24 protein-coding genes and 1 other RNA gene are annotated in these 25,259 nt (G+C 44.2%); 2 read left to right on the top strand and 23 right to left on the bottom strand.

Annotation, left to right across the window (positions count from 1 at the left end):
• From BA724_RS03785 to nirB, 11 genes are all read right to left on the bottom strand, one after another.
• On the bottom strand, positions 1–218 hold a 218-nt coding region (locus tag BA724_RS03785), incomplete at its 3' end, for an enoyl-CoA hydratase/isomerase family protein (protein WP_211272209.1).
• 28 nt (positions 219–246) lie between these two features.
• Positions 247–1,809, bottom strand: a complete 1,563-nt coding sequence (locus BA724_RS03780; RefSeq protein WP_083256043.1) for an AMP-binding protein — start codon at positions 1,807–1,809, stop codon at positions 247–249.
• Positions 1,810–1,845: 36 nt separating this feature from the next.
• Positions 1,846–2,301 carry an SRPBCC family protein gene (locus tag BA724_RS03775; RefSeq protein ID WP_069937337.1) on the bottom strand — a complete coding sequence of 152 codons (456 nt, stop codon included), beginning with the start codon at positions 2,299–2,301 and terminating at the stop codon, positions 1,846–1,848.
• A 108-nt stretch (positions 2,302–2,409) separates the two neighbouring features.
• Complete coding sequence (locus BA724_RS18240) at positions 2,410–2,646, bottom strand: hypothetical protein (protein ID WP_141719864.1); 237 nt, start codon at positions 2,644–2,646, stop codon at positions 2,410–2,412.
• Positions 2,647–2,674: 28 nt separating this feature from the next.
• Complete coding sequence (gene hflX / locus BA724_RS03770) at positions 2,675–3,943, bottom strand: GTPase HflX (RefSeq protein ID WP_141719865.1); 1,269 nt, start codon at positions 3,941–3,943, stop codon at positions 2,675–2,677.
• A 495-nt stretch (positions 3,944–4,438) separates the two neighbouring features.
• Positions 4,439–5,260, bottom strand: a complete 822-nt coding sequence (locus BA724_RS03765; protein ID WP_069937336.1) for an undecaprenyl-diphosphate phosphatase — start codon at positions 5,258–5,260, stop codon at positions 4,439–4,441.
• A 65-nt stretch (positions 5,261–5,325) separates the two neighbouring features.
• Positions 5,326–5,607, bottom strand: coding sequence for an AbrB/MazE/SpoVT family DNA-binding domain-containing protein (locus tag BA724_RS03760; protein WP_069937335.1), 282 nt, complete (start codon positions 5,605–5,607; stop codon positions 5,326–5,328).
• Between the two features lie 117 nt (positions 5,608–5,724).
• The gene (locus BA724_RS03755; RefSeq protein WP_069937334.1) at positions 5,725–6,327 is read right to left on the bottom strand and encodes an alpha/beta hydrolase; all 603 of its coding nucleotides are present in this window, start codon (positions 6,325–6,327) and stop codon (positions 5,725–5,727) included.
• An 85-nt stretch (positions 6,328–6,412) separates the two neighbouring features.
• Complete coding sequence (gene cobA, locus BA724_RS03750) at positions 6,413–7,165, bottom strand: uroporphyrinogen-III C-methyltransferase (protein WP_069937333.1); 753 nt, start codon at positions 7,163–7,165, stop codon at positions 6,413–6,415.
• 17 nt (positions 7,166–7,182) lie between these two features.
• Positions 7,183–7,500: a nitrite reductase small subunit NirD gene (gene nirD / locus BA724_RS03745; protein WP_069937332.1), complete on the bottom strand. Its 318-nt coding sequence runs from the start codon at positions 7,498–7,500 to the stop codon at positions 7,183–7,185.
• A 15-nt stretch (positions 7,501–7,515) separates the two neighbouring features.
• Complete coding sequence (gene nirB, locus BA724_RS03740; RefSeq protein WP_069937331.1) at positions 7,516–9,927, bottom strand: nitrite reductase large subunit NirB; 2,412 nt, start codon at positions 9,925–9,927, stop codon at positions 7,516–7,518.
• Positions 9,928–10,109: 182 nt separating this feature from the next.
• Here nirB and BA724_RS03735 point away from each other — a divergent pair, with 182 nt between their 5' ends.
• Both BA724_RS03735 and BA724_RS03730 read left to right on the top strand, forming a co-directional pair.
• Positions 10,110–10,439, top strand: a complete 330-nt coding sequence (locus BA724_RS03735) for a MerR family transcriptional regulator (protein WP_069937330.1) — start codon at positions 10,110–10,112, stop codon at positions 10,437–10,439.
• A gap of 190 nt (positions 10,440–10,629) precedes the next feature.
• Positions 10,630–12,525, top strand: coding sequence for a polysaccharide biosynthesis protein (locus BA724_RS03730; protein WP_069937329.1), 1,896 nt, complete (start codon positions 10,630–10,632; stop codon positions 12,523–12,525).
• Between the two features lie 81 nt (positions 12,526–12,606).
• On the opposite strand, the gene BA724_RS03725 is transcribed toward BA724_RS03730, so the two are convergent.
• The 12 genes from BA724_RS03725 to BA724_RS03670 form a co-directional block, all read right to left on the bottom strand.
• The gene (locus BA724_RS03725) at positions 12,607–13,266 is read right to left on the bottom strand and encodes an acetyltransferase (RefSeq protein WP_069937328.1); all 660 of its coding nucleotides are present in this window, start codon (positions 13,264–13,266) and stop codon (positions 12,607–12,609) included.
• 377 nt (positions 13,267–13,643) lie between these two features.
• Positions 13,644–14,010: a transfer-messenger RNA gene (gene ssrA, locus BA724_RS03720) on the bottom strand.
• 76 nt (positions 14,011–14,086) lie between these two features.
• Entirely contained in the window at positions 14,087–14,554 is a 468-nt protein-coding gene (gene smpB / locus BA724_RS03715; RefSeq protein ID WP_069937358.1) for an SsrA-binding protein SmpB, read from the bottom strand.
• Positions 14,555–14,574: 20 nt separating this feature from the next.
• The gene (gene rnr / locus BA724_RS03710; protein WP_069937327.1) at positions 14,575–16,938 is read right to left on the bottom strand and encodes a ribonuclease R; all 2,364 of its coding nucleotides are present in this window, start codon (positions 16,936–16,938) and stop codon (positions 14,575–14,577) included.
• 26 nt (positions 16,939–16,964) lie between these two features.
• Complete coding sequence (locus tag BA724_RS03705; RefSeq protein ID WP_069937326.1) at positions 16,965–17,711, bottom strand: alpha/beta hydrolase; 747 nt, start codon at positions 17,709–17,711, stop codon at positions 16,965–16,967.
• Positions 17,712–17,789: 78 nt separating this feature from the next.
• Positions 17,790–18,026 (bottom strand): preprotein translocase subunit SecG, encoded by a 237-nt coding sequence (gene secG / locus BA724_RS03700; protein ID WP_425388977.1) that lies wholly within the window; start codon positions 18,024–18,026, stop codon positions 17,790–17,792.
• Positions 18,027–18,129: 103 nt separating this feature from the next.
• A complete protein-coding gene (gene eno, locus BA724_RS03695; RefSeq protein WP_069937325.1) occupies positions 18,130–19,425 on the bottom strand; it encodes a phosphopyruvate hydratase in 1,296 nt (431 codons plus the stop codon).
• A gap of 15 nt (positions 19,426–19,440) precedes the next feature.
• The gene (gene gpmI / locus BA724_RS03690) at positions 19,441–20,976 is read right to left on the bottom strand and encodes a 2,3-bisphosphoglycerate-independent phosphoglycerate mutase (RefSeq protein WP_069937324.1); all 1,536 of its coding nucleotides are present in this window, start codon (positions 20,974–20,976) and stop codon (positions 19,441–19,443) included.
• Entirely contained in the window at positions 20,969–21,730 is a 762-nt protein-coding gene (gene tpiA, locus BA724_RS03685; protein WP_069937323.1) for a triose-phosphate isomerase, read from the bottom strand. The genes gpmI and tpiA overlap by 8 nt, the downstream gene beginning before the upstream one ends.
• Before the next feature lie 27 nt (positions 21,731–21,757).
• Positions 21,758–22,939 carry a phosphoglycerate kinase gene (locus tag BA724_RS03680; RefSeq protein ID WP_069937322.1) on the bottom strand — a complete coding sequence of 394 codons (1,182 nt, stop codon included), beginning with the start codon at positions 22,937–22,939 and terminating at the stop codon, positions 21,758–21,760.
• Between the two features lie 138 nt (positions 22,940–23,077).
• The gene (gene gap, locus BA724_RS03675; protein WP_069937321.1) at positions 23,078–24,085 is read right to left on the bottom strand and encodes a type I glyceraldehyde-3-phosphate dehydrogenase; all 1,008 of its coding nucleotides are present in this window, start codon (positions 24,083–24,085) and stop codon (positions 23,078–23,080) included.
• Positions 24,086–24,153: 68 nt separating this feature from the next.
• Entirely contained in the window at positions 24,154–25,182 is a 1,029-nt protein-coding gene (locus BA724_RS03670; RefSeq protein ID WP_069937320.1) for a sugar-binding transcriptional regulator, read from the bottom strand.
• Positions 25,183–25,259: the final 77 nt, after the last annotated feature.

The following is a 25,259-nucleotide window of genomic DNA, read 5'->3' as shown; positions in this document are numbered from 1 at the left end:
CCTCCGGCACAGAAACAAACGTCCCCTGCTCCTTTTAGGATGATCACACGAACATCATCATCTGCATTTAGCAGATCAAAAATGCCGCCGAGCTGGTCTCTTCCCGCCATGCTGATATAGTTCATTTTCTCCGGGCGGTCAAAGATAATCTCCGCTGTTTTCTTTTCTGCGTTTTTCTCAATTCGAATATGGTCGTATGTTTGTTCTGTAACCGACATTTTTTCGTCCCCCATTTGAAATTAAATTTTATTGGCTGACTGCTTCATTTGAATCATTTACTTCTACAAACTCCCCATCGCGCAATTTTCTGCGTAAAATTTTGCCGACTGGGCTTTTTGGTATTTCTTTTACAAATGTATATTTACGAGGTCTTTTGAAATTCGACATGTTGGCATGGTTTTTACAAAACTCATCTAACTCCTGTGCCGTTACAGTTGGATCTTTCGGAATAATGTAAGCGGAAACAATTTGTCCCCAGCGATCGTCAGGTTCTCCAATAACCGTTGCTTCCAATACTTTCGGATGTTGCGCAAGACAATCCTCTACTTCAAGCGGATGAATGTTTTCCCCTCCAGAAATAACCATATCATCTACACGGCCGACGACGAATAAATCCCCGTCTTCATCAAGAAAACCGATATCACCTGTGAAATACCAGCCATCTCGAATAGATTTGCTTGTTGCGTCCGGACGGTTCCAATATCCTTTAAACGCTTCGATGGACTCCAAATTTGCGATAATTTCGCCAGGTTCTTTTATTCCGACAACATCATCAGGGGTAGAAAGACCATCCGGATCAGGTTTTACTAAACGGATTTCTTGATGAATTCCCGGTTTCCCTGCACTTCCAGGCTTGCTGTGTACATCAGGGCAAATCGTGAATGTATATACTTCTGTACTGCCGTAATGATTCACAAAAATGTCCGGTTTTAATAGCTCTACACACTGGTTAGCGAGCGTCGTTGTCATCGCTGCACCCGCGTAGCCAATTTTTTTAAGGCTTGAAAGGTTATAATTATGAAATTCAGCGTGATTTAACATATCGTGGTAAAGAGTAGGAACTAAATATAAAGACGTGACTTTCTCTTTTTCTACAATCGATAACGCATCTCTTGAATCAAAGTCTGGCAGAAGGGCAAACTTTCCATTTAAGAATGTCATTGAAAGAAGCGAACGCACACCCATTGTATGGTAAAGCGGCATGACCCCAAGAGTGCTTTCCCATAGTTGGTATTGGTTTTGAACAATGTGTGCCATCGCTGCCGCGTATTCATTGCGGTGAGTTCTCGGAACCCCTTTTGGACGCCCTGTTGTTCCTGATGTGTAAAGCATGAGCGAAATATCATTTTCATCTAGATCTGGTTTTTCGTAGCTCCCCGGGCTTTTTTCTACCAGTTCCGGATAAGAAATGTCCACACCGTCCCCGTCTTCAATCCCGATTAAAATCGGTTTATCTGTTAAGTTTGCGCCAAGTACAGAAGCCCGGCTCGCTGCTTCATATACAACCGCTTTCGCTTCAGCGTCACTTACACAGTATTCCACTTCTTTTGCGGATAAACGGTGGTTCAATGGCGTATAAATAGCGCCAATTTTTTGCAACGCCCAATAAATCATGACATTTTCGATTCGATTCTTCAATATAACAACAACGCGGTCCTGTTTTTGAATGTTCATGTGCTGCAGAGAAGCCGCCACCTTCTCCGCCTCTGCATTTAATTGGTTATACGTGTAAGATTTATCATCTTGAACTAAAGCGACATGGTCTGGATATCTTTTAACAGCAAAATTCAACATTGTTCCTAATTTCATTCAAAAAGCGCCCCTTTCTGCCGATTGATATAATAATTAGCGACTTGACTCTACTTTTTTTAATTCTTTTTCAAATTTCTTAAAGAAATCTTTAATCACAAGCTTTGCAACTCCGCCAAGCATACGCTGGCCAACCATTGCCACTTTCCCGCCAACTTCTGCTTCATATGAGTAATGAAGAATCGTTTTTGTTTCATCTACTGCTTCCAGGCTTACATCCGCAATCGCTTCGATGCTCCCTGAAGCTCCATCCCCTTTAATAATCATTCGGTAGCTTTCTGGCTTTTGAATATTGGTTAATTCAATCGTTGAGAAGTAATCCCCTTTTACAGCAGCTACCCCCATTGAAATGTCTGCCTCATATTTATTTTCTGCTACCACATCAAGTTTTTTACAGCCCATGATACTATTTTTTAATGCCTCGGGATCCATCAGAACATCCCATGATTGTTCAACAGATGCTGGCAATGAAATCTTCCCTTTTCCTTCCATATAAAACTCCTCCTCTTTCTAAATAGGTGTTTATCAAAATGAATGCTTATACGAGAAAGCGTTTTCAGTTTATGGAATAATGATAACGCATTCATAAAGATTATATTTTTAAAATATTGCTTTTGTTTTTTTAAAATCTTTATTGTAATATTCAAAAAAAGTTCTTGAAGGACAAATAAGAAAATTTTCACTTATACCCCTGCTTCTAAAAAGAGCTCCGTTCGTGAAGTAATTTCCTTTTCTTATATCCGAAAGTGGCTGAAGCCAAAAATAGGCAGCAAAATCCTGTATGAAAACAGGACTCTTGCTGCCTAACATATCACCTTTTATTTTCTTTACACTCACAAAAGCACTCAAAAGACGTACTGGTTCATTATTTCACAACAAATGACTTGTATTTTTCATAATCTGCCCGATTGCACTCTACCGTCAGCTTCGTTCCATTTTCCTCGTATTCCGTTTTAAGAATGGCGGTATGTTCATTAAAATAAGAAACCACCTCCCCTTCATCAAACGGAATAAGCAATGTAGCGCGAACGTAGTCTTTAAATAAATGACGCTTCAGCACATTGGTCAGCTCCGTAATACCGGCCCGCTCTTTTGCGGATAAATAAACCGAATCTCCGGCTGCTTCCGGATACTCAATGCCCGCAAGATCGGCTTTATTGTATGCGTAAATAACCGGCATGTTTTTTGCGCCAATATCGGCGAGTGTTTTTTCGGTAATGTCCATCATCGTCTCAAACTGAGAGCTTGATACGTCAATCACATGGACAAGCACATCTGCTTCCGCCGCTTCTTCCAGTGTCGAACGAAACGCTTTGACAAGATGATGAGGCAGCTTGTTCACGAATCCAACAGTATCGGCAAGCAAAAATTCTTTTTTATCTGGCAGTTCGATGCTGCGGACGGATGTATCAAGGGTCGCAAACAGCATATCTTTTTCAAATACTTCCGCTCCGTCTCCGCCATACGTCTGAAGCATCGCATTCAAGACCGTCGATTTTCCCGCATTCGTATAACCAACAAGCGCGGCAACGGGCATATTGTTTTTTTGCCGCTGTCTGCGCTGCACCGTCCGCTGCTCAGAAATTTTTGCCAGTTCTTTGCGTAAATAGGATATTTTCGATTCGATTTTCCGGCGGTCGAGCTCGAGCTTTGTTTCACCGGCACCACGGTTTTTAAAACCTGATCCGCCCCCCTGCCGTCCAAGGGCCACATACGTGCCGACAAGACGTGGCAGCATGTACTGAAGCCTTGCCATCTCCACTTGCAGCTGCGCTTCTTTCGTTTTGGCACGCCGGCCGAATATATCTAAAATGAGCATTGTCCGGTCAATGACTTCGCAGTCGAGTTCTTTTTCAAGATTGCGAATTTGGGACGGCGACAGTTCGCTGTCAAAAATGACAACGTCCGCTTCCATCTGTTCAGCAAGGTTTTTCAATTCCTCCACTTTCCCGGTTCCCATATAAAGCGCCGAATGGACACGCGGCAAATTTTGTGTCAGCTCACCTTTCACATCAATGCCGCATGCTTCGGCCAAATTCTTCAATTCTTCCATTGAATAAAGAAAATCGTCGCCATTGTCCGTATTGACACCGGCTGTAATTCCTTTTAACTGTTCGATTTTTGTTTCGTTCATATAAACCTCCATTGTGAAAAAACCGCAGACGGCTGCCTGCGGGATCAATTCGTGCTGTAATTTTATCATGCCCGCTTTCCCTAAATCAAACTCGGTCAATGACCGCTTTTATATTTGCTTCTGCATTTTTAGCAATTGCTTGCACTGTATCGTCAGCAGCAATCCAAAACGGCGCTCACACAAAAGCAGAAGGAAAAGTGATAAGATCAACTTCTATAATACATTTTTCTCTTCCGCAGGATTGCACATCTCTAAAATTTTATATGATTGATCGAAATCGAGCCCTTTTCAGTTAATTTTTTTGATATCGAAAAATCAAAGAACGCTGAGTTTTTCTTTTTGCAGCCCTCCGCCAATCCGCTTCGCTGCTTCTTCTACCGTTCCGTTCACGTCTTTTGCGTAATGAAACCTATCATACCACTTCTTTCGATTTTCTCGAATGATACAAGCATAGTTAATTATTACGCATAAAAAAACGGAGACAGGTGTCTCCGTTTAAAGAAAGATAAAATAAACGACCGCCGCCAGCACGATCCGATAAATGGCGAATGGAATCAGTTTTACACGGTTAATGAGTTTCAAGAAAAATTTAATCGAGATAAGCGCAAAAACGAATGCGCTGATAAAGCCAACAACAAAAAATGGCAGTGCGTCCATCGTAAAATACTGCCAATTTTTCAAGAGTGAAATAAAACTGGCTCCGGCCATAATCGGGACAGCCATAATAAAGGTAAAGTCCGCTGCTGCCCGGTGGCTCATGCCAAGCATAACACCGCCTGAGATCGTAGCACCAGATCGTGAAAAGCCCGGCCAAAGAGATAGGCATTGAATGATCCCGACAGTAAGGGCCTGTTTGTATGTAATTTGATCAACTGTCTCCACTGTCCGCTTATTCCGTCCGAGCAAATCAGCAGCAATCATCCAAAACCCGCCGATAACAAGGCCAATCAACACCGTTTCTGTTGAAAACAAATGTTCATCAATAAAATCTTCAAACAAAACACCTAGTATTCCAGCTGGCAGCAAGCCAACAAGAACGTGTGTCAGCCGAAGACGTCCCTCCTGCCCGCGTGTTTCTTTTTTCAAACCCAGTAAATCAATAAACCTATTTCGAAACATTACAACAACAGCTAAAATCGATCCGAGCTGAATGACAATTTTAAACGTGTTAGCCGCATATTTCCCCAAAAACTGCTGCGATTGCAGCCACATCTCATCGACAATAATCATGTGGCCTGTAGACGAGACCGGAGCAAATTCGGTAAGCCCTTCAACAAGACCAAGAATAACTGCTTTTAATAGAGTGATAAAATCCATTTTAGTTCTCCTTCATTCGATTTCCACTCTTTAAATTAGCACACTTTTAACTATACGCCAATTGTTTACTGTTTAGACTTCATTTCTTCCAAAAGAAGGAGCGCTGCTTCCTTGCTTAATTCAATGCCGCCGCTAAATGGCTGGCACTCTGCTGAGGCGACCCCTGTGACATAGCAAACCTTCTCTTCTTCTACTTGATCTACGTGTTTTTTAATGACAATTTCATCTTGTTTTGCTATCACTATCACACGGTCCTCCGGTTGAATGTCCAGCTTTTTACGCACCGCTTTCGGCAATACGACCCGCCCTTGTCCGTCCACTATGCGTTTTGCTTTCACTTGAATCATAATCCACCTCTTTTTATTCATGATAATTCTACTATTTCACATTCCCTTTTTACTGTCAAAACACGATAATTCAATAAAAAAACCAGAAAGAAGGCATGCTTCTTTCTGGTTTTTTTATTAAGATAGTGTCTGTTTATACCATTCTGCGGCCGCCTGGACTTCCGTTCCGCTCAGCATATGGCCATTCATCTCCCAATGAACATCCACTTTGGCACCTGCGCCGTCCAGCAGCTGCTTTAAATCGTCCGTTTCCGTAGCAGGACAAATTGGGTCATTTTTTCCAGCAGTGATAAAAACCGGCACGCCTTGCAGATCCGGTAGTTTAATACCGCGTCTCGGCACCATCGGATGATGAAGAATTGCACCTTTTAGTGCATCCTCATAATGAAACAACAAGCTTGCCGCTATGTTAGCGCCATTTGAGTAGCCGACCGCCACCACTTCGTTCCGGTCAAAACTATGCTCACGCGCTGCTTCGTTTAAAAATTCATTTAATTCATTTGTGCGAAAAATGAGATCTTCTTCATCAAATACTCCTTCTGCCAAGCGTTTAAAAAAACGCGGCATGCCGTTTTCAAGCACATTGCCTCTGACACTTAAAACCGACGCTGCGGGATCAATCCTTTCAGCAAGCGGAAGTAAATCCTGCTCTGTCCCGCCCGTTCCGTGCAGTAAAAGCAGCACACGGTTATTTGTTCCTTTTTGAAAAAGATGCTTCACACTGTTCCCACCTTTCAGCCTTCATTATCTTGAATTAAAGATAATGGTACAGGACATCCAAGAGAGAGTCAATGCATACACCTTCTCAATATGCCGCCACAGCTGCCATCTCACGCTGCATCTGTTTCCGGCAGTTCACCACATCCCCGACCACAATCACTGCCGGATTTCCAATAGCTTGTTTTTTTGCTTCTGCCGCAATGCTCTTAAGAGGAGCTGTGACAACACGCTGTGCATCTGTTGTACCGTGTTCAATGACAGCTGCCATCATTGATTCATCACGACCATGTTGGATCAATGCTTCAGCAATGCCCGCTAAATTCTTCATTCCCATATAAACGACAAGTGTATCCACAGATGTGGCCAGCTGCGCCCAGTCCGTTTCTTTTTTGCCGTCCATTTGATGACCGGTTACGACCGCAAATGAGTTGCCGTATTCACGGTGCGTAATCGGGATATCCGCATAGGCCGGTGCGGCGATCCCCGCTGTAATACCGGGAATGACCTGAACCGGAATCCCGAACCCTTTCACATAGGCGGCTTCTTCACCGCCGCGGCCGAACACGAAGGGGTCGCCGCCTTTCAGCCGGACGACACATTTTCCTTTTGAGGCGAATTTAACAAGCAGGCGGTTGATCCGGTCCTGTGTCATCACATGATTGCCTGGAAACTTGCCGCAAAAGACGCGGACGGCCGATGGCTTCGCTTCATCGAGCAGCTCTTTATTGACCAGCCGGTCGTATAAAATCACATCCGCTTTCCGGATCGCTTTCAGTGCTTTTACCGTAATCAGTTCCGGGTCGCCCGGTCCTGCTCCTACAATATATACAGCCCCCATCTTGGTCCGCCTCCTTTTTAGATCAATAGAAACACGTCGTCATTTTCAACTACCGCTTTATACGTTGAGACACAGCCGACATCCGGGGCCTGCACCTGGCCGTCGGTCGTGCAGATTTTCCAGTCATGCATCGGGCAGAAGACGTGCTCGCCGCTCACAATGCCTTCTGCGAGCACCCCGCCTTTATGCGGGCATCGATTTTCAATCGCCGTCACCTTTCCATTTCCCAGCTTAAAAACAGCCAATTCCAGTTCGCCCACCCGGACGGTTTTGCCCATTTTCTCCGGCAGATCCTGAATCGAGGCGATCCGCACTTTTTCCATTACTTTTTCCATGTTCACGGCCCCCTTTTATTTTGTCGCGCTGACGAGTTCAGTTTCATATAATTCTTTGCGTGTTTTTTCGCTGTCAATAACTTCTTTCCATGGCTCTTTCGTGACAGACAATGCCTCATCAATCCGGGCATTTAGTGCGTCCCGTGTCGCTTTATCAGCCAGCACTTCTTTGATGTGATCCAGCCCGACACGCTCTACCCAAACCGATGTCCGTTCGAGATAAACGGCATCCTCTCGGTAATATTGCATGAATGCGCCAATCATTTCCATCACTTCTTCATCGGTTTTGACCTTACAGAATAAGTCAGCCGCTCGTAAATGTGTGCCGCCGTTACCGCCGACATAAAGTTCCCAGCCGCCGTCCACACCAACAACACCGAGATCCTTGATGCCCGATTCTGCACAGTTGCGCGGGCAGGCGGAAACCGCCATTTTAAATTTATGCGGCGTGCCAATGCGCTCAAATTTCTTTTCCATCCGGACACCCAAACCCATAGAATCCTGTGTACCGAATCGGCAAAAGCTTTCCCCAACACATGTTTTTACAGTCCGGAGCGTTTTCCCGTATGCGTAGCCGGATGGCATATCCAAGTCCGCCCACATGCCCGGCAGGTCTTCTTTTTTCACGCCGAACAAGTCAATCCGCTGGCCACCGGTTACTTTAATAAGCGGCACCTTGTATTTGTCTGCGACATCGGCAATTTTTCGTAAATCTTCCGCTGATGTCACGCCGCCGTACATCCGTGGCACAACTGAATACGTGCCATCTTTTTGAATATTGCCGTGCATACGTTCATTGACAAACCGGGATTCTTTTTCGTCTTCATATTCTTTTGGCTTAATCATACCGAGGTAGTAGTTTAACGCCGGACGGCATTTCGAGCAGCCGCCTTCCGTGCTCCAGCCGAGCACATTCATTACTTCACGTGTATGCGACAAGCCTTTTTCACGGATCGCTTCCACGACTTCATCACGTGAAAGTGTGGTACAGCCGCAGATGGCTTCTTTTTGAATGGATGCATCAAAACTATCGCCCAGTGTATGGGCCAGCAGGTCGGCGACAAGTGGTTTGCAGCCGCCGCATGAACGGGACGCGCTTGTACAGCCTTTTACTTCATCCACAGTCGTTAAGTCCTTTTCTTTAATCGCACAGACAATGTCGCCTTTGGATACACCGTTACAGCCGCAGATCAGTTCACTATCGTCCATTGATGCGACGAGGCCTGCACCGCTGGCTGCTTCTTCCGCTGCCCCGATGTATTCCTCCACGTCTGCTTTTTTGTTAATGAGGCGAAGCAGCTTGTTGCCTTCGCTCGTATCGCCAAACAGGACAGCCCCTGCCATTTTTCCATCGCGGATTAAAACCTTTTTATAGACGCCTTTCCAGTCATCAAACATTTTAATCGTTTTCGTTTCTTCTTCTTCTACGATTTCTCCAACCGAGAACACATCCACGCCCGACACTTTTAATTGAGTGGATAAGACAGAACCTTCGTATCCAGCCGCCGGCTCATCGCAAATATGTGCAGCCATTGCTTTTCCTTGCTCATAAAGTGGTGCGACCAAGCCGTATACCACTTCACGGTGTTCTGCACATTCGCCGACCGCATAGACGTCCGGGATGTTTGTTTCCATATAATCATTGACCAAAATACCGCGGTTGACAGCAATGCCGCTCTCTTTTGCAAGGGAAGTATTCGGCCGAATACCCGCCGCCATGACGACAAGATCCGTTTCAATTTGCTCCCCATCTCCAAACCTGATTCCTTCTACCCGATCTTCTCCTAGAATTTCCGCTGTTTGCTTATTCATCAAAAACGACATGCCTTGCTTTTCCAATTCTTTTTGAAGCATTTTGCCAGCTGTTTCATCTAGCTGGCGCTCCATCAAAACGTCCGCAAGATGAATCACATTGACGTCCATTCCCAAGTTGAGCAAGCCGCGCGCCGCTTCCAGGCCGAGAAGGCCGCCGCCGATGACAGAGGCTTTTTTATATTCTTTCGACGTGTTGATCATTTTTTCACAGTCTTTAATATCACGAAATGCCGTCACGCCTTCCTTTTCGTGACCCGGCACCGGAATGATAAATGGAACAGACCCTGTGGCAATAATTAATTTATCGTATGCTACTACGCGTTTTTTATCGGTATGAACCGCTTTGTTTTCTGCGTCAATCTGCATTACTTTTTCGCCAGAATAAATTTGAATATTGTTTTTTGCGTACCAGTTCCAGTCGTTTAATGTAATATCTGCAATTTCTGTGTCCCCCTGCAGGACTTTTGATAATTGAATGCGGTTATAGTTCGGATACGGCTCTTCCCCAAAAATCGTAATGTGAAAGCGGTCTGAATCTATTTTTAATAATTCTTCAATAGAACGGACACCGGCCATTCCATTTCCGATTAGTACAATTTTTTCTTTTGTCATCTTAACATCCTCCTTGGTGGCTGTTGATAGTGTTGATTATAGGGAAATTAAAAGAAGTAGTCATAATAAATGTTATATAATCTAACATTAAAATTTACTTGTTATAAAATATAACATAATTTTGTTACATATTTTCCTTAATTAATATATAATAGAGAAGTATCCCATTTCGAGGTGATTCCATGACAGAAGAAGAAAAAAGTTATAAAACAAAAAAGGTCATTACGATCGGCATTGTTAGCGAACTGACGGGTCTGTCCGAGCGTCAAATCCGTTATTACGAAGAGCGGCAGCTTATTTTTCCTGATCGTTCTCAGCGCGGAACGAGAAAATATTCTTTCGGTGATGTAGAAACATTAATGGATATTGCCAATCAGATGGAAGATGGCGTACGAACATTTGAAATCAGACAGGAAATGAAGAAAAAGCCGGATGAAGAGAAACTAAAACGCAGTATGATTAAAGGACAGTTAAACGCACGTTTTGGCATTCAAAACAATATGAAAAGATAATATTATTCACCTATAAAAAAAGAAATTGCCGGATCCGGCAATTTCTTTTTTTATGTTTATTACGTTTTCGTTCTTATTTACCCTTCTTACCATTAGGTTAATTCCCATTTTTTAGAAATATTATCACATTCCCTTCTATGCGTTCATATACAGTAAAGAAAATAAAAAAGAATGGAAAAGGGGTGTTTTTATGAGTCGAAACAAAATATATGCACTGGCGCTTTTAATGGATTCCATGATCATATTTATTTCTGTCATCAGCTCCTGCTTTCTTTTTTATGAAAACAACAGAAACATCACCCTATATGAAATTGCTTACATCTTCCTGTTGTTTTGGACCACATTGATTGCCGGATTTCATTTGTTCCGCCATTACCGACACTTATGGCGTTTTGCGAGTATAGGCGAAACGAAGGTCATCAGTAAAAGTTTCGTTTTTACATTTATTACAGCCGGTACCCTTCACTTTATTCTCTCAGAGTGGGAGGTGGTGAAATTATCCCACTCTCTTCTTATTATGACATGGGGCATTACATTGTGCGCTTTTTTATTTACACGCCTTATTTTATGGTCCTTCAATGAAAATAAAGGAATGATGAATAAAAAAGGAAAAAGAACGTTAATTATCGGTGCCGGCAGTGCAGGTATTTTAGTCGTAAAAGAATTAAAAAAATCGATCGACTCCTCCTTATACCCGGTTGCCTTTCTTGACGATGATCCAGAAAAGCTTGGCCTTCAAGTGAGAAACATGCCTGTGGCCGGCACAAGCCGCGATATCGAAAAAGTCATTAAAAAATTCAATATTGAAGTGGCCATCATTGCGATCCCTTCTGCTTCGGGAAGTGATATCACTAATATCGTAAACAGCTGCCAAAAAAGCGGCGTAGATGTGAAAATTCTGCCACGAATTTCGGATATTATTAATGGCCGTATTACGATGAACATGATTCGTGAAGTGAATGTAGAGGATCTGCTTGGCCGGCCGCCCATTCAATTAGATATTCTTAGCATTTCCAACTATGTACAAGAAAAAACGGTTTTAATTACCGGGGCTGGCGGCTCGATCGGCTCCGAAATTTGCCGGCAGATTTCTTCTTTTAAACCAAAACAATTGCTTTTGCTTGGTCATGGCGAAAACAGTATTTATACGATCGAAAAAGAACTTGAACGGTTATATCCCTACCTCTCCATAAAAGCACTTATTGCAGACATTCAGGACAAAAAACGGATGGAGCATATTTTCTCTGTTCACCGTCCTCAAGTTGTTTTTCACGCGGCTGCCCATAAACATGTGCCTTTAATGGAACATAATCCAACAGAAGCGATCAAAAATAACATATTCGGTACAAAAAATTTAGCGGAATGTGCTCATCAATACGACGTGGAGACGTATGTTCAAATATCGACCGATAAAGCGGTAAACCCGACCAGCGTCATGGGTGTGACAAAACGAATCGCTGAACTGATCATTCAAAACGTAAATCAAAAAAGCAACACCAACTTTGTAGCGGTTCGATTCGGAAATGTGCTGGGTAGCAGAGGCAGTGTCATCCCTTTATTTACAGAACAAATAAAAAATGGCGGCCCGGTTACAGTGACACACCGTGATATGACACGTTACTTTATGACAATTCCAGAAGCTGTTCAGCTCGTTATTCAAGCAGGGGCCCTTGCGGAAGGGGGCGAAATTTTTATTCTGGATATGGGCAAGCCGGTCAAAATCAGTGAATTAGCCCGAAATTTAATTAAACTTTACGGTCTGACGCCAGATAAAGACATTCAAATCCGCTATACAGGAATACGCCCGGGAGAAAAACTGTACGAAGAATTATTCACAACGGAAGAAGGCAATATGTCATCCAGACATGAACTCATTTATGTAGCAAAACCGGCTGACTTAACCGAAATGGATATGCCGCTTTGGATCAGCCAGCTGGAAAACCTTGTTTATTCTCCAGGTGGGGAACAAACGAATGATGAAATAAAGAAACTTCTAAAAGAAATCGTACCCACTTATCAAATTGATTCTTTTTTCTTAACGCGCACTAACGTCAGAATTAAGGATGAATTTATTTCCATTGACTGAATGAGGAAAGCACGGCTTTTCTTTGCAACAAATAAAGCTTTTTCGCTTTTCATCATCAGCACTTTTTCTGCCTTCCCTAACTCATGATAAATAGCTGTCTTCTTGATTTCTAGACCGGATTATTTTCGCCGGTGTCCCATATGCAACGCTATATGGGTCTATATTTCGCAAGACAGTGGAGCCGGCTCCAATAACAGTATGTTCTCCGATGCGCACAGAGTGAATGACGTTGGCGCCTAATGAAATAGCCGCACTATTGCCTATTTTCACATTTCTTCCAAGCGTCGCTCCTGGCGCGATGCTAACGTAATCACCCAGAATACAGCCATGATCAACAGAGGAATTCGTGTTAATGATACACTGCTCTCCAATAATCGTATTCCGGTTAATGACAGCACCAGCCATAACAATCGTTCCATCTCCTATTTTGACATCACTGCTGACACACGCTGCTGGGTGAATGGATGAAATAAATGAAAAGTTAGGGACAAGTGCACGAATGGTTTGAACTACTTTTTTCCGGCTCCAGTTATCTTCAATCGCGGCAATTCCCCCGTGAATGTGCTTATTTATTTGCGGCAGCACGCCTTCTGTCCCAATGACCCGATATCCATAAATAATTGTATTAACAGGACGAACCGGATCGACAATTCCATATATTGAATATTTCTTCTCTTTTTCGATCGCATCTATCAAAACACTTGCATGTCCCCCCGCACCAATAATGATGATTTTTTTCATTCAAATCACCCCCAGCTGTTCCATTCTTTTTAAAATCGTTTCACTTAATGCAGCATGGACGGCAAAAAATCACATTCCTCTTCCCCGACATACGTTTTATACAAAGAAATAGTCAAGATATTCATTAGACAATAAAGCAAGTTTCTATTTTTCTTTCTCAAATAAGTTCTTTCCAGACTTTTTTACAAATATATGCCGCCCATTTCTTTTCAATGACTTCCTACTGCTAATTAGCATAACCTGATATACGCCGGAGATCTCTGCGGTATACCAGCTCTTTTTATTCGTCGATCAATGAAGGATGTAAACTACCTTCTCTATCTAAATACAAAAAAGCCTTGCGAAATTCGCAAGGCTTTTGATAGTGCCCCATACAAGTATGGAGACGGCGGGAGTCGAACCCGCGTCCAAAGATAACGGCACCTGAGCGTCTACGGGTGTAGCTATGCTATTTGAATCTCGCCGGTCCATCTGCCGCACAGCAGGCGTTTGGATCGGCCAGTCTGATTAGTCTCTTCTGTCATCCCCAGACGGAGGAATCGAGCGTAGTCCGCTTAAAGTGGGCCCCTTACCCGACTGCACGGACAACAGCGGGAGGAGCACAGGCTAACCTAAAGTTAATTAGGCAGCTTGTAGTTGTGTTTGTTGTTTGCCAGTTATTATAGGCAAGTGCGTTTTGACAGAGCCGACCCTCTGACCCGCAGCCCAGGCTCGAACTACCCCTGTCGAATCCGTAACGTCCCCTAGATAGAAGGTGTCGTCCGGAGCTTGTCTGCTCGTTTAGTGACAAAATCAATTATACTACATTTTCTCCTGCAACTCAACCTTTTTGACGATCTCGGAACGCGCGCTCAATGTCGCGCTTCGCTTCTTTTTGCTTCAGATCATCACGTTTGTCGTATTTCTTTTTCCCTTTGGCAAGGCCAATTAACAGCTTTGCATAGCCGTCTTTTAAGTAAAGCTTTAACGGAACAATGGAATAACCCGCTTCCTTTGTTTCCCCGATGAGTGCGTTAATTTGTTTCCGGTGCAGCAGAAGCTTTCTCGTGCGGAGCGGTTCATGATTATGAATATTTCCCTGCTCATACGGGCTGATGTGCATATTATGAACGAATAGTTCGCCGTTCCGAATGCGGGCGAATGAATCTTTTAAATTCACACGTCCCGCACGGATTGCTTTAATTTCCGTTCCTAACAGCACCAAGCCCGCTTCGTACGTTTCTTCAATAAAGTAATCGTGGCGCGCTTTTTTATTTTGCGCGAGCACTTTTCCTTCTCCCTTTGGCATTGGCGTGTCCCCCTGCTTTCTTACTTGCGTTTCTTTTTCTTCGGTATTCCTTCGTAAAATTTGCGTTTTTTCTTTTTCTTCGGCGGCTGGTTTGACCATTCGCCAGTATCCTCTTTTATATCGGGACGCGCAGGCTTTCTTGCCGGTTTCTCTTCTTTTCTAATTACCTGCACTTTTTTGCCCCGGCCGCGCGGTTTTTTCTCCGCTTTTCCATCTAACCGTTTTGGACGCTGACGCTGCTTTTTCATGCCCACAATTTCAAAATCAACCGATTGCTCTTCTTTGTTCACATCACGAACACGGACGGTAATTTCATCCCCAATCCGGAATACGTTGCCCGTCCGTTCACCAATCATCGCAAAATGACGTTCATCATAGCGGTAATAGTCATCTGTCAAATACGAAACGTGAACAAGACCTTCAATCGTATTCTCAAGTGCAACAAACATCCCGAAGTTCGTTACGGAGCTAATAACACCGTCGTATTCTTCGCCAATTTTATCAAGCATGTATTCCGCTTTTTTCAGTTCGTCTGTATCCCGCTCTGCCTCGACTGCCCGGCGTTCCATGCTGGACGTATGATCAGCAATCTCCGGAAGACGCGCATCCCATTTCGCCTGCGTTGGCTGCGACAAATCTCCTTGAACCAAATACGTGCGAATCAGCCTATGGACGATTAAATCTGGATAGCGGCGGATCGGCGAGGTGAAATGTGTATAAAACTCAGCAGCTAGCCCAAAGTGGCCCAAGCTGTCCGGGTTGTATTTTGCCTGCTGCATCGAGCGAAGCATGACGGTTGAAATCACCGTTTCTTCCGGTGTATCTTTCACATTTTCGATAATTTCCTGCAAAGCGCGTGGATGAACAGAATTGGCCGTTCCTTTTACATTCAGGCCAAAATTCGTTAAAAACTCAAAAAAGCGCTGCAGTTTGTCTTCTTTCGGATCTTCATGAATCCGGTAAATAAACGGAACGTCCATCCAATGAAAGTGCTCGGCAACCGTTTCGTTTGCGGCCAGCATAAATTCCTCAATGAGCTTTTCTCCAACTGAACGCTCTCGAATGATAACATCAGAAGGGTGTCCGTCTTCATCAACAATGACTTTTGCTTCTTTGAAATCAAAGTCAATTGCACCACGGTCAGTCCGTTTTTGACGCAGAATGGCTGCGAGCTCTTCCATCTGTTCGAATAACGGCACAAGCGGCTCATATTTCGCGCGCAGTTCTTCGTCTTTATCCAGTAAAATTCGATTCACATCCGAATATGTCATCCGTTCCGTTGTTCGAATAACACTGTCAAAAATTTCGTGGCTGACAACTTCTCCAGAAGCGTTAATTTCCATTTCACATGACATTGTTAAGCGATCGACTTTTGGATTTAATGAACAAATGCCATTTGACAAACGGTGCGGAATCATCGGAATCACTCGGTCAACCAAATATACACTCGTGCCGCGCTCATACGCTTCCCGGTCAATCGGGGAGTTTTCCGTTACGTAATGACTGACGTCGGCAATGTGCACACCAAGCTTGTAGTGGCCATTTTCAAGCTTCGTCACTGTTACGGCATCATCCAGATCTTTTGCATCGGCGCCATCAATCGTCACGATCACTTCATCACGAAGGTCGCGGCGGTTTTGAATATCTTTCGGATCAATTTCATCCGGCACGGCATTCGCTTGCTCCAATACCTCTTCTGGAAACTCCTGCGGCAGGCCGTGCTTGTAAATGATCGACATAATATCAACACCGGGGTCATTTTTATGACCGATAATTTCTTTTACTTCACCTTCCGCTGCCTGTCTTCCTTCCGGCCAGCGCGTAATGTGGACAACCACTTTATGCCCGTCAATGGCGCCGGCTGTTCTTTCTTTCGGAATAAAAATATCAGCCGTAAATTTTTTATCATCCGTTTCCACAAAACCAAAGCTTTTTTTATCGATGAACGTGCCGACTATATCTGTTTGGCCGCGTTCTAAAATCCGGACAACCGTTCCTTCACGGCGTGTTCCGCTTTGGTCTTCTTTTGTCACACGCACAAGTGCAACGTCGCCGTTCAACGCGCCATTCGTTTCATGTGGTGGAATGAATACATCGTCCATCCCTTGCTCATCTGGAAGCAAAAACGCAAACCCTTTTGCATGGCCGGAAATTTTCCCGCGCACAAGGTTCATTTTCTCTGGCAGACCATACCGATTTGCCCGCGTCCTTACAACAAGACCGCGTTCTTCCATGTGAACGAGTGACTTAACAAAATCTCGAAACCCTTCTGACCCTTCGATGCCAAGTACTTCTTCAAGCTCCTGTACCGTCATCGGCTTATAGGATTCTTCTTTCATATACGTCAATAATTGTTCAACGATTTTCTCTATGTGCTGGTCCATTCGGAACCCGCCTCCTTTTGCCAAGGTTACACCGTCCAGTCAAGCTTTTCAAGAAAGTCGAGAATATCTGCATGCAGCTGTTCTTTTTCTTTATCAAGTGTAATGACATGTCCGGACTGTTCGTACCATTTTAGTTGTTTTTCATCGGTTTCCACGCCTTCAAAAATAATGTTGGCGCTGTTCGTGTCAATCATTTGGTCCTGGCGTGCCTGAACAACAAGTACAGGCGCATAAATGTGGTCAATGTGATTGCGGACGTCCTGTACAAGGTCGCGAAGTGCATGTAACGTATTCATCGGTGTTTGTTTGAACGCTTCTATTTCTTTTTCAATCACATCGGTGGATTTTCCTTCAAATTTCTTAAATCCACGTGCATATTCGACAACTCCATTGTACATGGTCTGTTCGTCTTTCATCGACATCGGGGCACACATTGGAACAATACCCTTTACAGGTTTAGTATAACCGAGTTTCAGCCCAAAAACACCGCCGAGTGACAGCCCGCATACTGCAATTTCTTTATAACCGAGATCGATAAGGTGATTGTAGCCATCTTGGACGTCCTTCCACCAATCTTCAGGACCTGTTTTGACCAATTCTTCCGGCGGAACTGCATGTCCTTTATAGTGAGGCGCATGTGATGTATATCCATTTTTCTCAAGAAAGCGCCCAATCATGCGCACATCAGACGAATTTCCGGTAAATCCATGTAAAAGCAGCACAGCCCGCTTTCCCGCTTCAAAGGTAAATGGTTTCGGCAATGTTAATTTCATATTCATTGATCCTTTCTTTTCTATGTTAATACCCTTACAGGCACAAAAAAAGGCGATTCAGCCGAATCGCCTTTTTTATTACAAACCAAAATAAGAGAGTGCAATGGTTAAAACGAAAAACAGCACAGATAATACGACCGTTAAGCGGTGCAGCACTAGATCAATGCCACGCGCTTTCTGTTTTCCGAATAATTGCTCTGCACCGCCGGAAATGGCACCGGAAAGTCCCGCACTTTTCCCTGATTGCAGCAAAACGACCACGATGAGCGAAACCGCCACAATCACGAGCAGTACGATAAGCACTGTATGCAACATGTTATTTACCTCCATTAAAGACGAACATATAGATGAGTGCATTATATCATACTTTCTACATGTGCGCAAAAAAGCCCGGCGGCCGCCGGGCTTCAGAGAATGTTTATTTTTTCAAATTGTAGAACGTGTCGTTTCCAAGGTATTGTGCAAGCTCAGCCAGGTTGTCTTCGATGCGAAGAAGCTGGTTGTATTTCGCAACGCGGTCCGTACGTGACGGAGCACCTGTTTTGATTTGTCCAGCATTTGTCGCAACTGCGATGTCCGCAATTGTTGCGTCTTCTGTTTCACCTGAACGGTGAGAGATAACCGCTGTGTAGCCTGCACGTTTCGCCATTTCGATTGCATCGAATGTTTCAGTCAATGTACCGATTTGGTTTACTTTGATTAGGATTGAGTTGCCTACGCCATTTTTAATGCCTTCAGACAACTTTTTCGTGTTTGTAACAAACAAGTCATCACCAACAAGCTGAACACGATCGCCAAGGCGTTCTGTCAACAACTTGTGGCCATCCCAGTCGTTTTCATCCAAACCGTCTTCAATTGAGATGATTGGATATTTATTAGCCATTTCTTCGTACCAGTCAACCATTTCAGCTGAAGTTTTAACAACGCCTTCGCCTGAAAGATGGTATTTGCCATCTTCTTTATTGTAAAACTCAGAAGATGCTGCATCCATCGCCAATTTAATTTCTTCTCCTGGCTTGTAGCCAGCACGCTCGATCGCTTCGATGATTGTTTGAAGTGCTTCTTCATTTGAACCAAGGTTTGGCGCGAAACCACCTTCGTCACCAACTGCTGTGTTCAAGCCTTTTTCATGAAGAACAGCTTTTAAGTTATGGAAAATTTCCGCTCCCATACGAAGAGCTTCTTTGAAAGTAGGCGCACCTACAGGCATAATCATAAATTCTTGAATGTCAACGTTGTTATCCGCATGCTCGCCGCCGTTGACAATGTTCATCATTGGAACAGGAAGCTGCTTGCCGTTTACGCCGCCAAGGTATTCATAAAGGTAAACACCATGGTAATCTGCAGCTGCATGTGCAACAGCCATTGAAACGCCAAGGATTGCGTTTGCGCCTAATTTGCCTTTGTTTTCTGTACCGTCAAGCTCGATCATCGCTCTATCGATGCCGATTTGATCTGTTACAACGAAGCTGCCGACGATTTCCGGTGCGATTACTTCATTTACGTTATTAACAGCTTGCTCAACGCCTTTACCAAGGTAGCGGCCTTTATCGCCATCACGAAGTTCTACTGCTTCGTATTCACCTGTTGAAGCACCTGATGGAACAAGTGCGCGTCCGAATGCGCCGGACTCTGTGTATACTTCTACTTCAATTGTTGGATTTCCACGTGAATCAAGTACTTCGCGTGCATAAATGTCTGTAATTACTGGCATAGTTTTGTCTCTCCCTTAATTTTCGATTAATGTTTTTCCAGTCATTTCAACTGGCTGTTCTACGTTTAATAGATCAAGCATCGTCGGTGCCAAGTCGCCCAAAATACCGCCCTCACGCAGTGTTACGCCCTCTTTTGTGACTATCACTGGTACTGGGTTTGTCGTATGAGCTGTCATTGGATTTCCTTCAATCGTCGTGACTTCATCAGCATTGCCGTGATCGGCTGTAATGATCGCTGTTCCGCCTTTTGACAAAATTAAGTCTACCACCCGTCCGAGGCATTCATCAACTGTTTCAATCGCTTTAATGGTCGGTTCAAGCATTCCAGAATGGCCTACCATGTCCGGATTAGCAAAATTCAGGATGATTGCATCCTGCTTGTCGCCTTCAATTTCCGCAAGTAACGCGTCCGTTACTTCATATGCGCTCATTTCCGGCTGCAAATCATACGTTGCTACTTTCGGCGAGTTAACCAAAATGCGTTTCTCACCTGGGAACTCTCCTTCACGTCCGCCGCTCATAAAGAACGTAACATGTGGATATTTCTCTGTTTCCGCAATACGGAGCTGGCGAAGGTTGTTGTTGGCCAAAACTTCTCCGACAGTATTTGATAAATCTGTTTTGTTATACGCGATAACACCTTTCACTACTTCTGAATATGGTGTCATGCATACGAAGAATAAGTTTTTCGGACGGAATTCTCCGCGGTCAAATCCCATAAAGTCTTCGTTTGTAAAAACATTTGCCAACTGAATGGCCCGATCCGGACGGAAGTTAAAGAAGATAACCGCGTCGTTATCCTTTACTTTTGCAACAGGAAGACCTTGTTTATTCGTAATAACGGTTGGAACAAAAAACTCATCATGTACATCGGCTGCATAGGATGCTTCCAGTGCTTCTAACGGATCATGAAACTTCGGTGCATCGTTTTGCGCAATTGCGCTGTATGCTTTTTCAACACGGTCCCAGCGGTTGTCGCGGTCCATCGCATAGTAGCGTCCGGAAATTGTCGCAAACTGCCCAACACCAAGCTCATCCATTTTTGCCTGTACGTCTTCAATATATCCTTTTGCTGTTTTCGGTCCCACATCGCGGCCGTCTAAAAAGGCATGAACATATACCTTTTCGAGGCCTTGATGCTTCGCAAACTCAAGCAATGCTTTTAAATGCTCAATATGGCTATGTACGCCCCCATCTGACAGCAGGCCGAACAAGTGTAAAGCTGTTCCATTTGCTTTTGCGTGAGCAGCGGCTTTTAAAAACTGCTCATTTTCGAAAAACTCACCTTCACGAATGGCAATGTTAATGCGTGTTAAACTTTGATATACAATGCGGCCAGCGCCAATGTTCATGTGGCCAACTTCCGAGTTGCCCATTTGTCCGTCCGGCAAACCAACGGCTTCCCCGCTTGCTGTCAGCTGTGCATGAGGGAACTGATTCCAGTAACGGTCAAAATTCGGCTTATTTGCCTGTGCAACCGCATTTCCGCTCGTTTCTGCCCGGCAGGCGAACCCGTCGAGAATAATGAGCGCAACCGGTCCTTTAGCCATTGTTGACAGCCTCCAAAAGTGCAAGGTACGATGCCGCATCCAAGCTTGCGCCGCCGACAAGTGCGCCGTCGATATCTGGCTGTGCCATGTATTCTGCAATATTTTCTGGTTTTACACTGCCGCCGTATTGAATACGGATAGAATCAGCTGTTTTGTCTGAGTAAAGACCGCGAACTGTTTCACGAATTTCTGCACATACTTCGTTTGCATCGTTTGATGAAGATGATTTACCTGTGCCGATTGCCCAGATTGGCTCATAAGCGATAACAGCATTGCTTACCTGCTCTTCTGACAAGCCTTCAAGTGCTGCTTTAATTTGGCCGGCAACAAATGCATTTGTCTCACCCGCTTCACGCTGCTCCAATGTTTCACCACAGCAAATGATCGGTGTCATGCCATGATTAAAAATAGCTTTAGCTTTTTTATTAACCGCCTCGTCTGTTTCATTAAATAATTCCCGGCGTTCTGAATGACCGATAATCACATATTGTACACCAAGATCGGACAATGCTTTCGGGCTTGTTTCGCCTGTGAATGCACCGTTGTCTTCAAAGTGAGCGTTTTGAGCGCTGATTTTCAATTCTGTTCCTTTTGCCGCTTCAACAAGCTGACCAAGAAACAAAGCCGGTGCGCCAATTACGCTGTCCACTTTTTCAGAAGATGGTACTTTTCCTTTTACATTGTTTGCAAATTCAAGTGCTTCGCCAAGCGTTTTATTCATTTTCCAGTTACCTGCAATAATTGGTTTACGCATGAATAAATCTCCCTCCAACTTTCAAAATTACTTGTCGTCTAATGCTGTTACGCCTGGAAGTTCTTTTCCTTCCATAAATTCAAGGCTTGCGCCGCCGCCAGTCGAAATGTGGCTCATTTTGTCAGCAAGGTTGAATTTCTCAACTGCTGCCGCTGAATCGCCGCCACCGATTACGGAGTATGCCTCTGAATCAGCCAGTGCCTGTGCGACACCTTTTGTTCCTGTGGCAAACTTATCAAGTTCAAACACACCCATTGGGCCGTTCCAGATGACAAGCTTTGAATTTTTAATTGTTTCTGCGTACAACTCGATTGTTTTTGGTCCAATATCAAGAGCTTCCCAATCAGCCGGAATTTCGTTGATTGGCACAATTTTTGTATTCGCATGCTCACCGAAGTCATCAGCCACTGTGACATCTACAGGCATTAAGAATTTAACGCCTTTGTCTTCGGCTTTTTTCATGAATTGCTTAGCAAGATCAATTTTATCTTCTTCAAGAAGTGATTTACCGACTTCATGGCCTAAAGCTTTTACAAACGTATAAGCAAGTCCGCCGCCAATGATCAAGTTATCTACTTTATCAAGAAGATGGTCGATTACACCGATTTTATCTTTTACTTTCGCACCGCCGATAATGGCTGTGAAAGGACGTTCCGGATCAGAAAGTGCTTTACCGAGTACATCCAATTCTTTTTGCACTAAAAATCCGGATGCCGATGGAAGGAACTTCGCAATCCCTTCTGTTGATGCGTGCGCACGGTGAGCTGCGCCAAATGCATCATTGACATATACATCAGCAAGTGCCGCGAATTCTTTCGCAAGCTCTTCGTCGTTTTTCTCTTCGCCTGGGTAAAAACGAACGTTTTCAAGAAGAAGAACGCCGCCTTCGTTTAATTCAGCAATTGCGCTTTTAACACTTTCGCCATAGGCTTCATCTGTTTTTACAACCGGCTGGCCAAGCAGTTTTTCTAAACGCTTGCCGGCAGCTGTTAGACGCATATCTTCATTTACTTCACCTTTCGGACGGCCAAGGTGACTCGCTAAAATAACTTTCGCGCCTTGCTCAGATAAATATTGAATCGTTGGAAGCGCTGCGCGGATACGTGTGTCATCCGTTACTTCGCCATCTTTCATCGGTACGTTGAAATCAACGCGGCAAAAAACGCGTTTCCCTTTCAGGTCCAGATCTTTAATTGTTTTCTTGTTCATGTAAAAGACCTCCATATCGTTGTGGACAGACAAAAAAAAGGGAGCGGGGATTGAATCCCGCTCCCCGTTTCACCTTTTCATTATAGATGGTGAACTGTTGATTTCCAAGCTATAGCCTGAAAAACAGCGTTTTTTTAATTAAAGACCTTTTGCTGCGATGTATTGAACAAGGTCAACAACGCGGTTTGAGTAGCCGTTCTCATTATCGTACCAAGAAAGAACTTTTACCATGTTGCCTTCCATTACCATTGTCGAAAGAGCATCGATTGTTGAAGATGCTGTTGTGCCGTTGTAGTCAGTTGATACAAGCGGAAGCTCAGTGTAAGCAAGAATGCCTTTCATATTGCCTTCTGATGCTGCTTTGAATGATGCATTTACTTGCTCAGCTGTTACATTTTCTTTAAGTTCAACAACAAGGTCAACAACAGATACGTTTGGTGTTGGAACACGCATTGCCATACCGTTCAATTTGCCTTTTAGTTCAGGAAGCACAAGAGAAACGGCTTTCGCTGCACCAGTTGAAGTTGGGATGATGTTTTCTGCTGCTGCACGTGCACGACGGTAGTCAGAGTGCGGCAAGTCAAGAATTTGCTGGTCATTTGTGTAAGAGTGAACAGTTGTCATCATACCACGTACGATGCCATACTCGTCGTTCAATACTTTTGCAAATGGAGCCAGGCAGTTTGTTGTACAAGATGCATTTGAAATAACCTGGTGGTTAGCTGCATCGTATTTATCTTCGTTAACACCCATAACAATTGTGATATCTTCATCAGATGCCGGTGCAGAGATGATGACTTTTTTCGCGCCGCCTTCAAGGTGTTTCGCAGCATCTGCACGTTTTGTGAAACGGCCAGTAGATTCAACAACTACTTCAGCTCCGTTAGCTCCCCAAGGAATTTGCGCTGGATCGCGTTCAGCTGTTACTTTTACGCGTTCGCCGTTTACAACGATTGTATCGCCGTCAACTGTTACGTCTGCTTCAAGTGTACCGTGAACAGTATCGTATTTCAAAAGGTGTGCAAGCATGTTTGCATCTGTAAGGTCGTTGATAGCTACTACATCAACTTCCGGGTTTTTCATTGCTGCGCGAAATACGTTACGTCCAATACGTCCAAAACCATTAATACCAATTTTTACTGTCATGAGTGTTTCCTCCTTGAAATTGTTTATCAAACCGTCAGTCCATTTTGAACTGTCGGATGTTCGCGTTGTTATTGTGCTTCAAGCAATACCCGTGCGGCTGCCTCATCTGTCACAAGAATATCCAGCTTCGGTGACCCGTTTAAATAAGAACGAATCGCTTCCCCTTTTGATGCGCCGCCTGCTGCCGCAATGACGACTTTTGCATGCTGCAAATCTTCCAGTTTCAAGCCGATTGTTGATAATTTTTGAATCACTTTGCCTTCCTTGTTGAAATAGTAGCCAAATGCTTCTGCTACCGCTTCACTTTGTTCCAGCAATGAAATTTCCGCCTCCGGTGTTTTTCGGCGCTTCGCCATCGAGATCGCATTCCCGACACCATGAAGTACGATGTCTGCTGATTGGATCATATTAACAGCTTCTTTGATAGCCGGCTCTTGAAGAAGGGATTCGCGCACGTCCGGGCTAATTCGCTCCGGTGCGTACAAAACACGGTGTGACCCGTTTGTATTTTGTGCCATTAGTGCGGCGACGGTATTTGCTTCATTGCGGACATCATCGCCAATTCCGCCTCGGGCAGGCACAAATAATACGTGTTTTCCTTCTGCAAAATCTGGTTTCATCGTCTGTGCTGCTTCCGCCATTGTTGAGCCGCCTGTCACAGCGATGATAGTCTTTCCGCTGAGATGACTCTTTATGCGGCTTGCACACGCTTCACCGATTGCTTTTTTCACGAATGCCGATTCATCACAATTGCCAGGAATAATAACGGCTTCCGATAAGTTGTAGCGGGATTTTAGCTCTTCCGCCATTGAATCAATGCCTTTTAGTTCCAGCATTAACTCTTCCAGCTCTCTCACCACATCCATACCCGTTTCCGTTAATTTCATGCCTGACGCGCTAAAATCGAGCAATCCGCGCTCTTTTAAAAACTCTGCTTCGCTTCTGACAACACGCTCTGTCATGCCAAGTGACTGGGCAAGTGTACGTCTCCCAGCTGTCCCGGCAATTCGGACCGCTTGCAAAAGACGATAGCGTTTTTGCATAATGTCAAGCAGGTCCGGTACGAGCTGCTGTTGAATATTTAAAATTGTTTTCATATCCCGCGCTCCTCTTCGGTCTTTTGGGTTATATTTCGTCCCAAGCAAAACTTTAAATGTCCCACTCGGCCAAAAAA

Source organism: Domibacillus iocasae, from assembly GCF_001750285.1.
Taxonomy (GTDB): domain Bacteria; phylum Bacillota; class Bacilli; order Bacillales; family Domibacillaceae; genus Domibacillus; species Domibacillus iocasae.
Note: the sequence above shows the minus strand (reverse complement) of the source record. Positions and strands in the feature narration are given on the sequence as shown.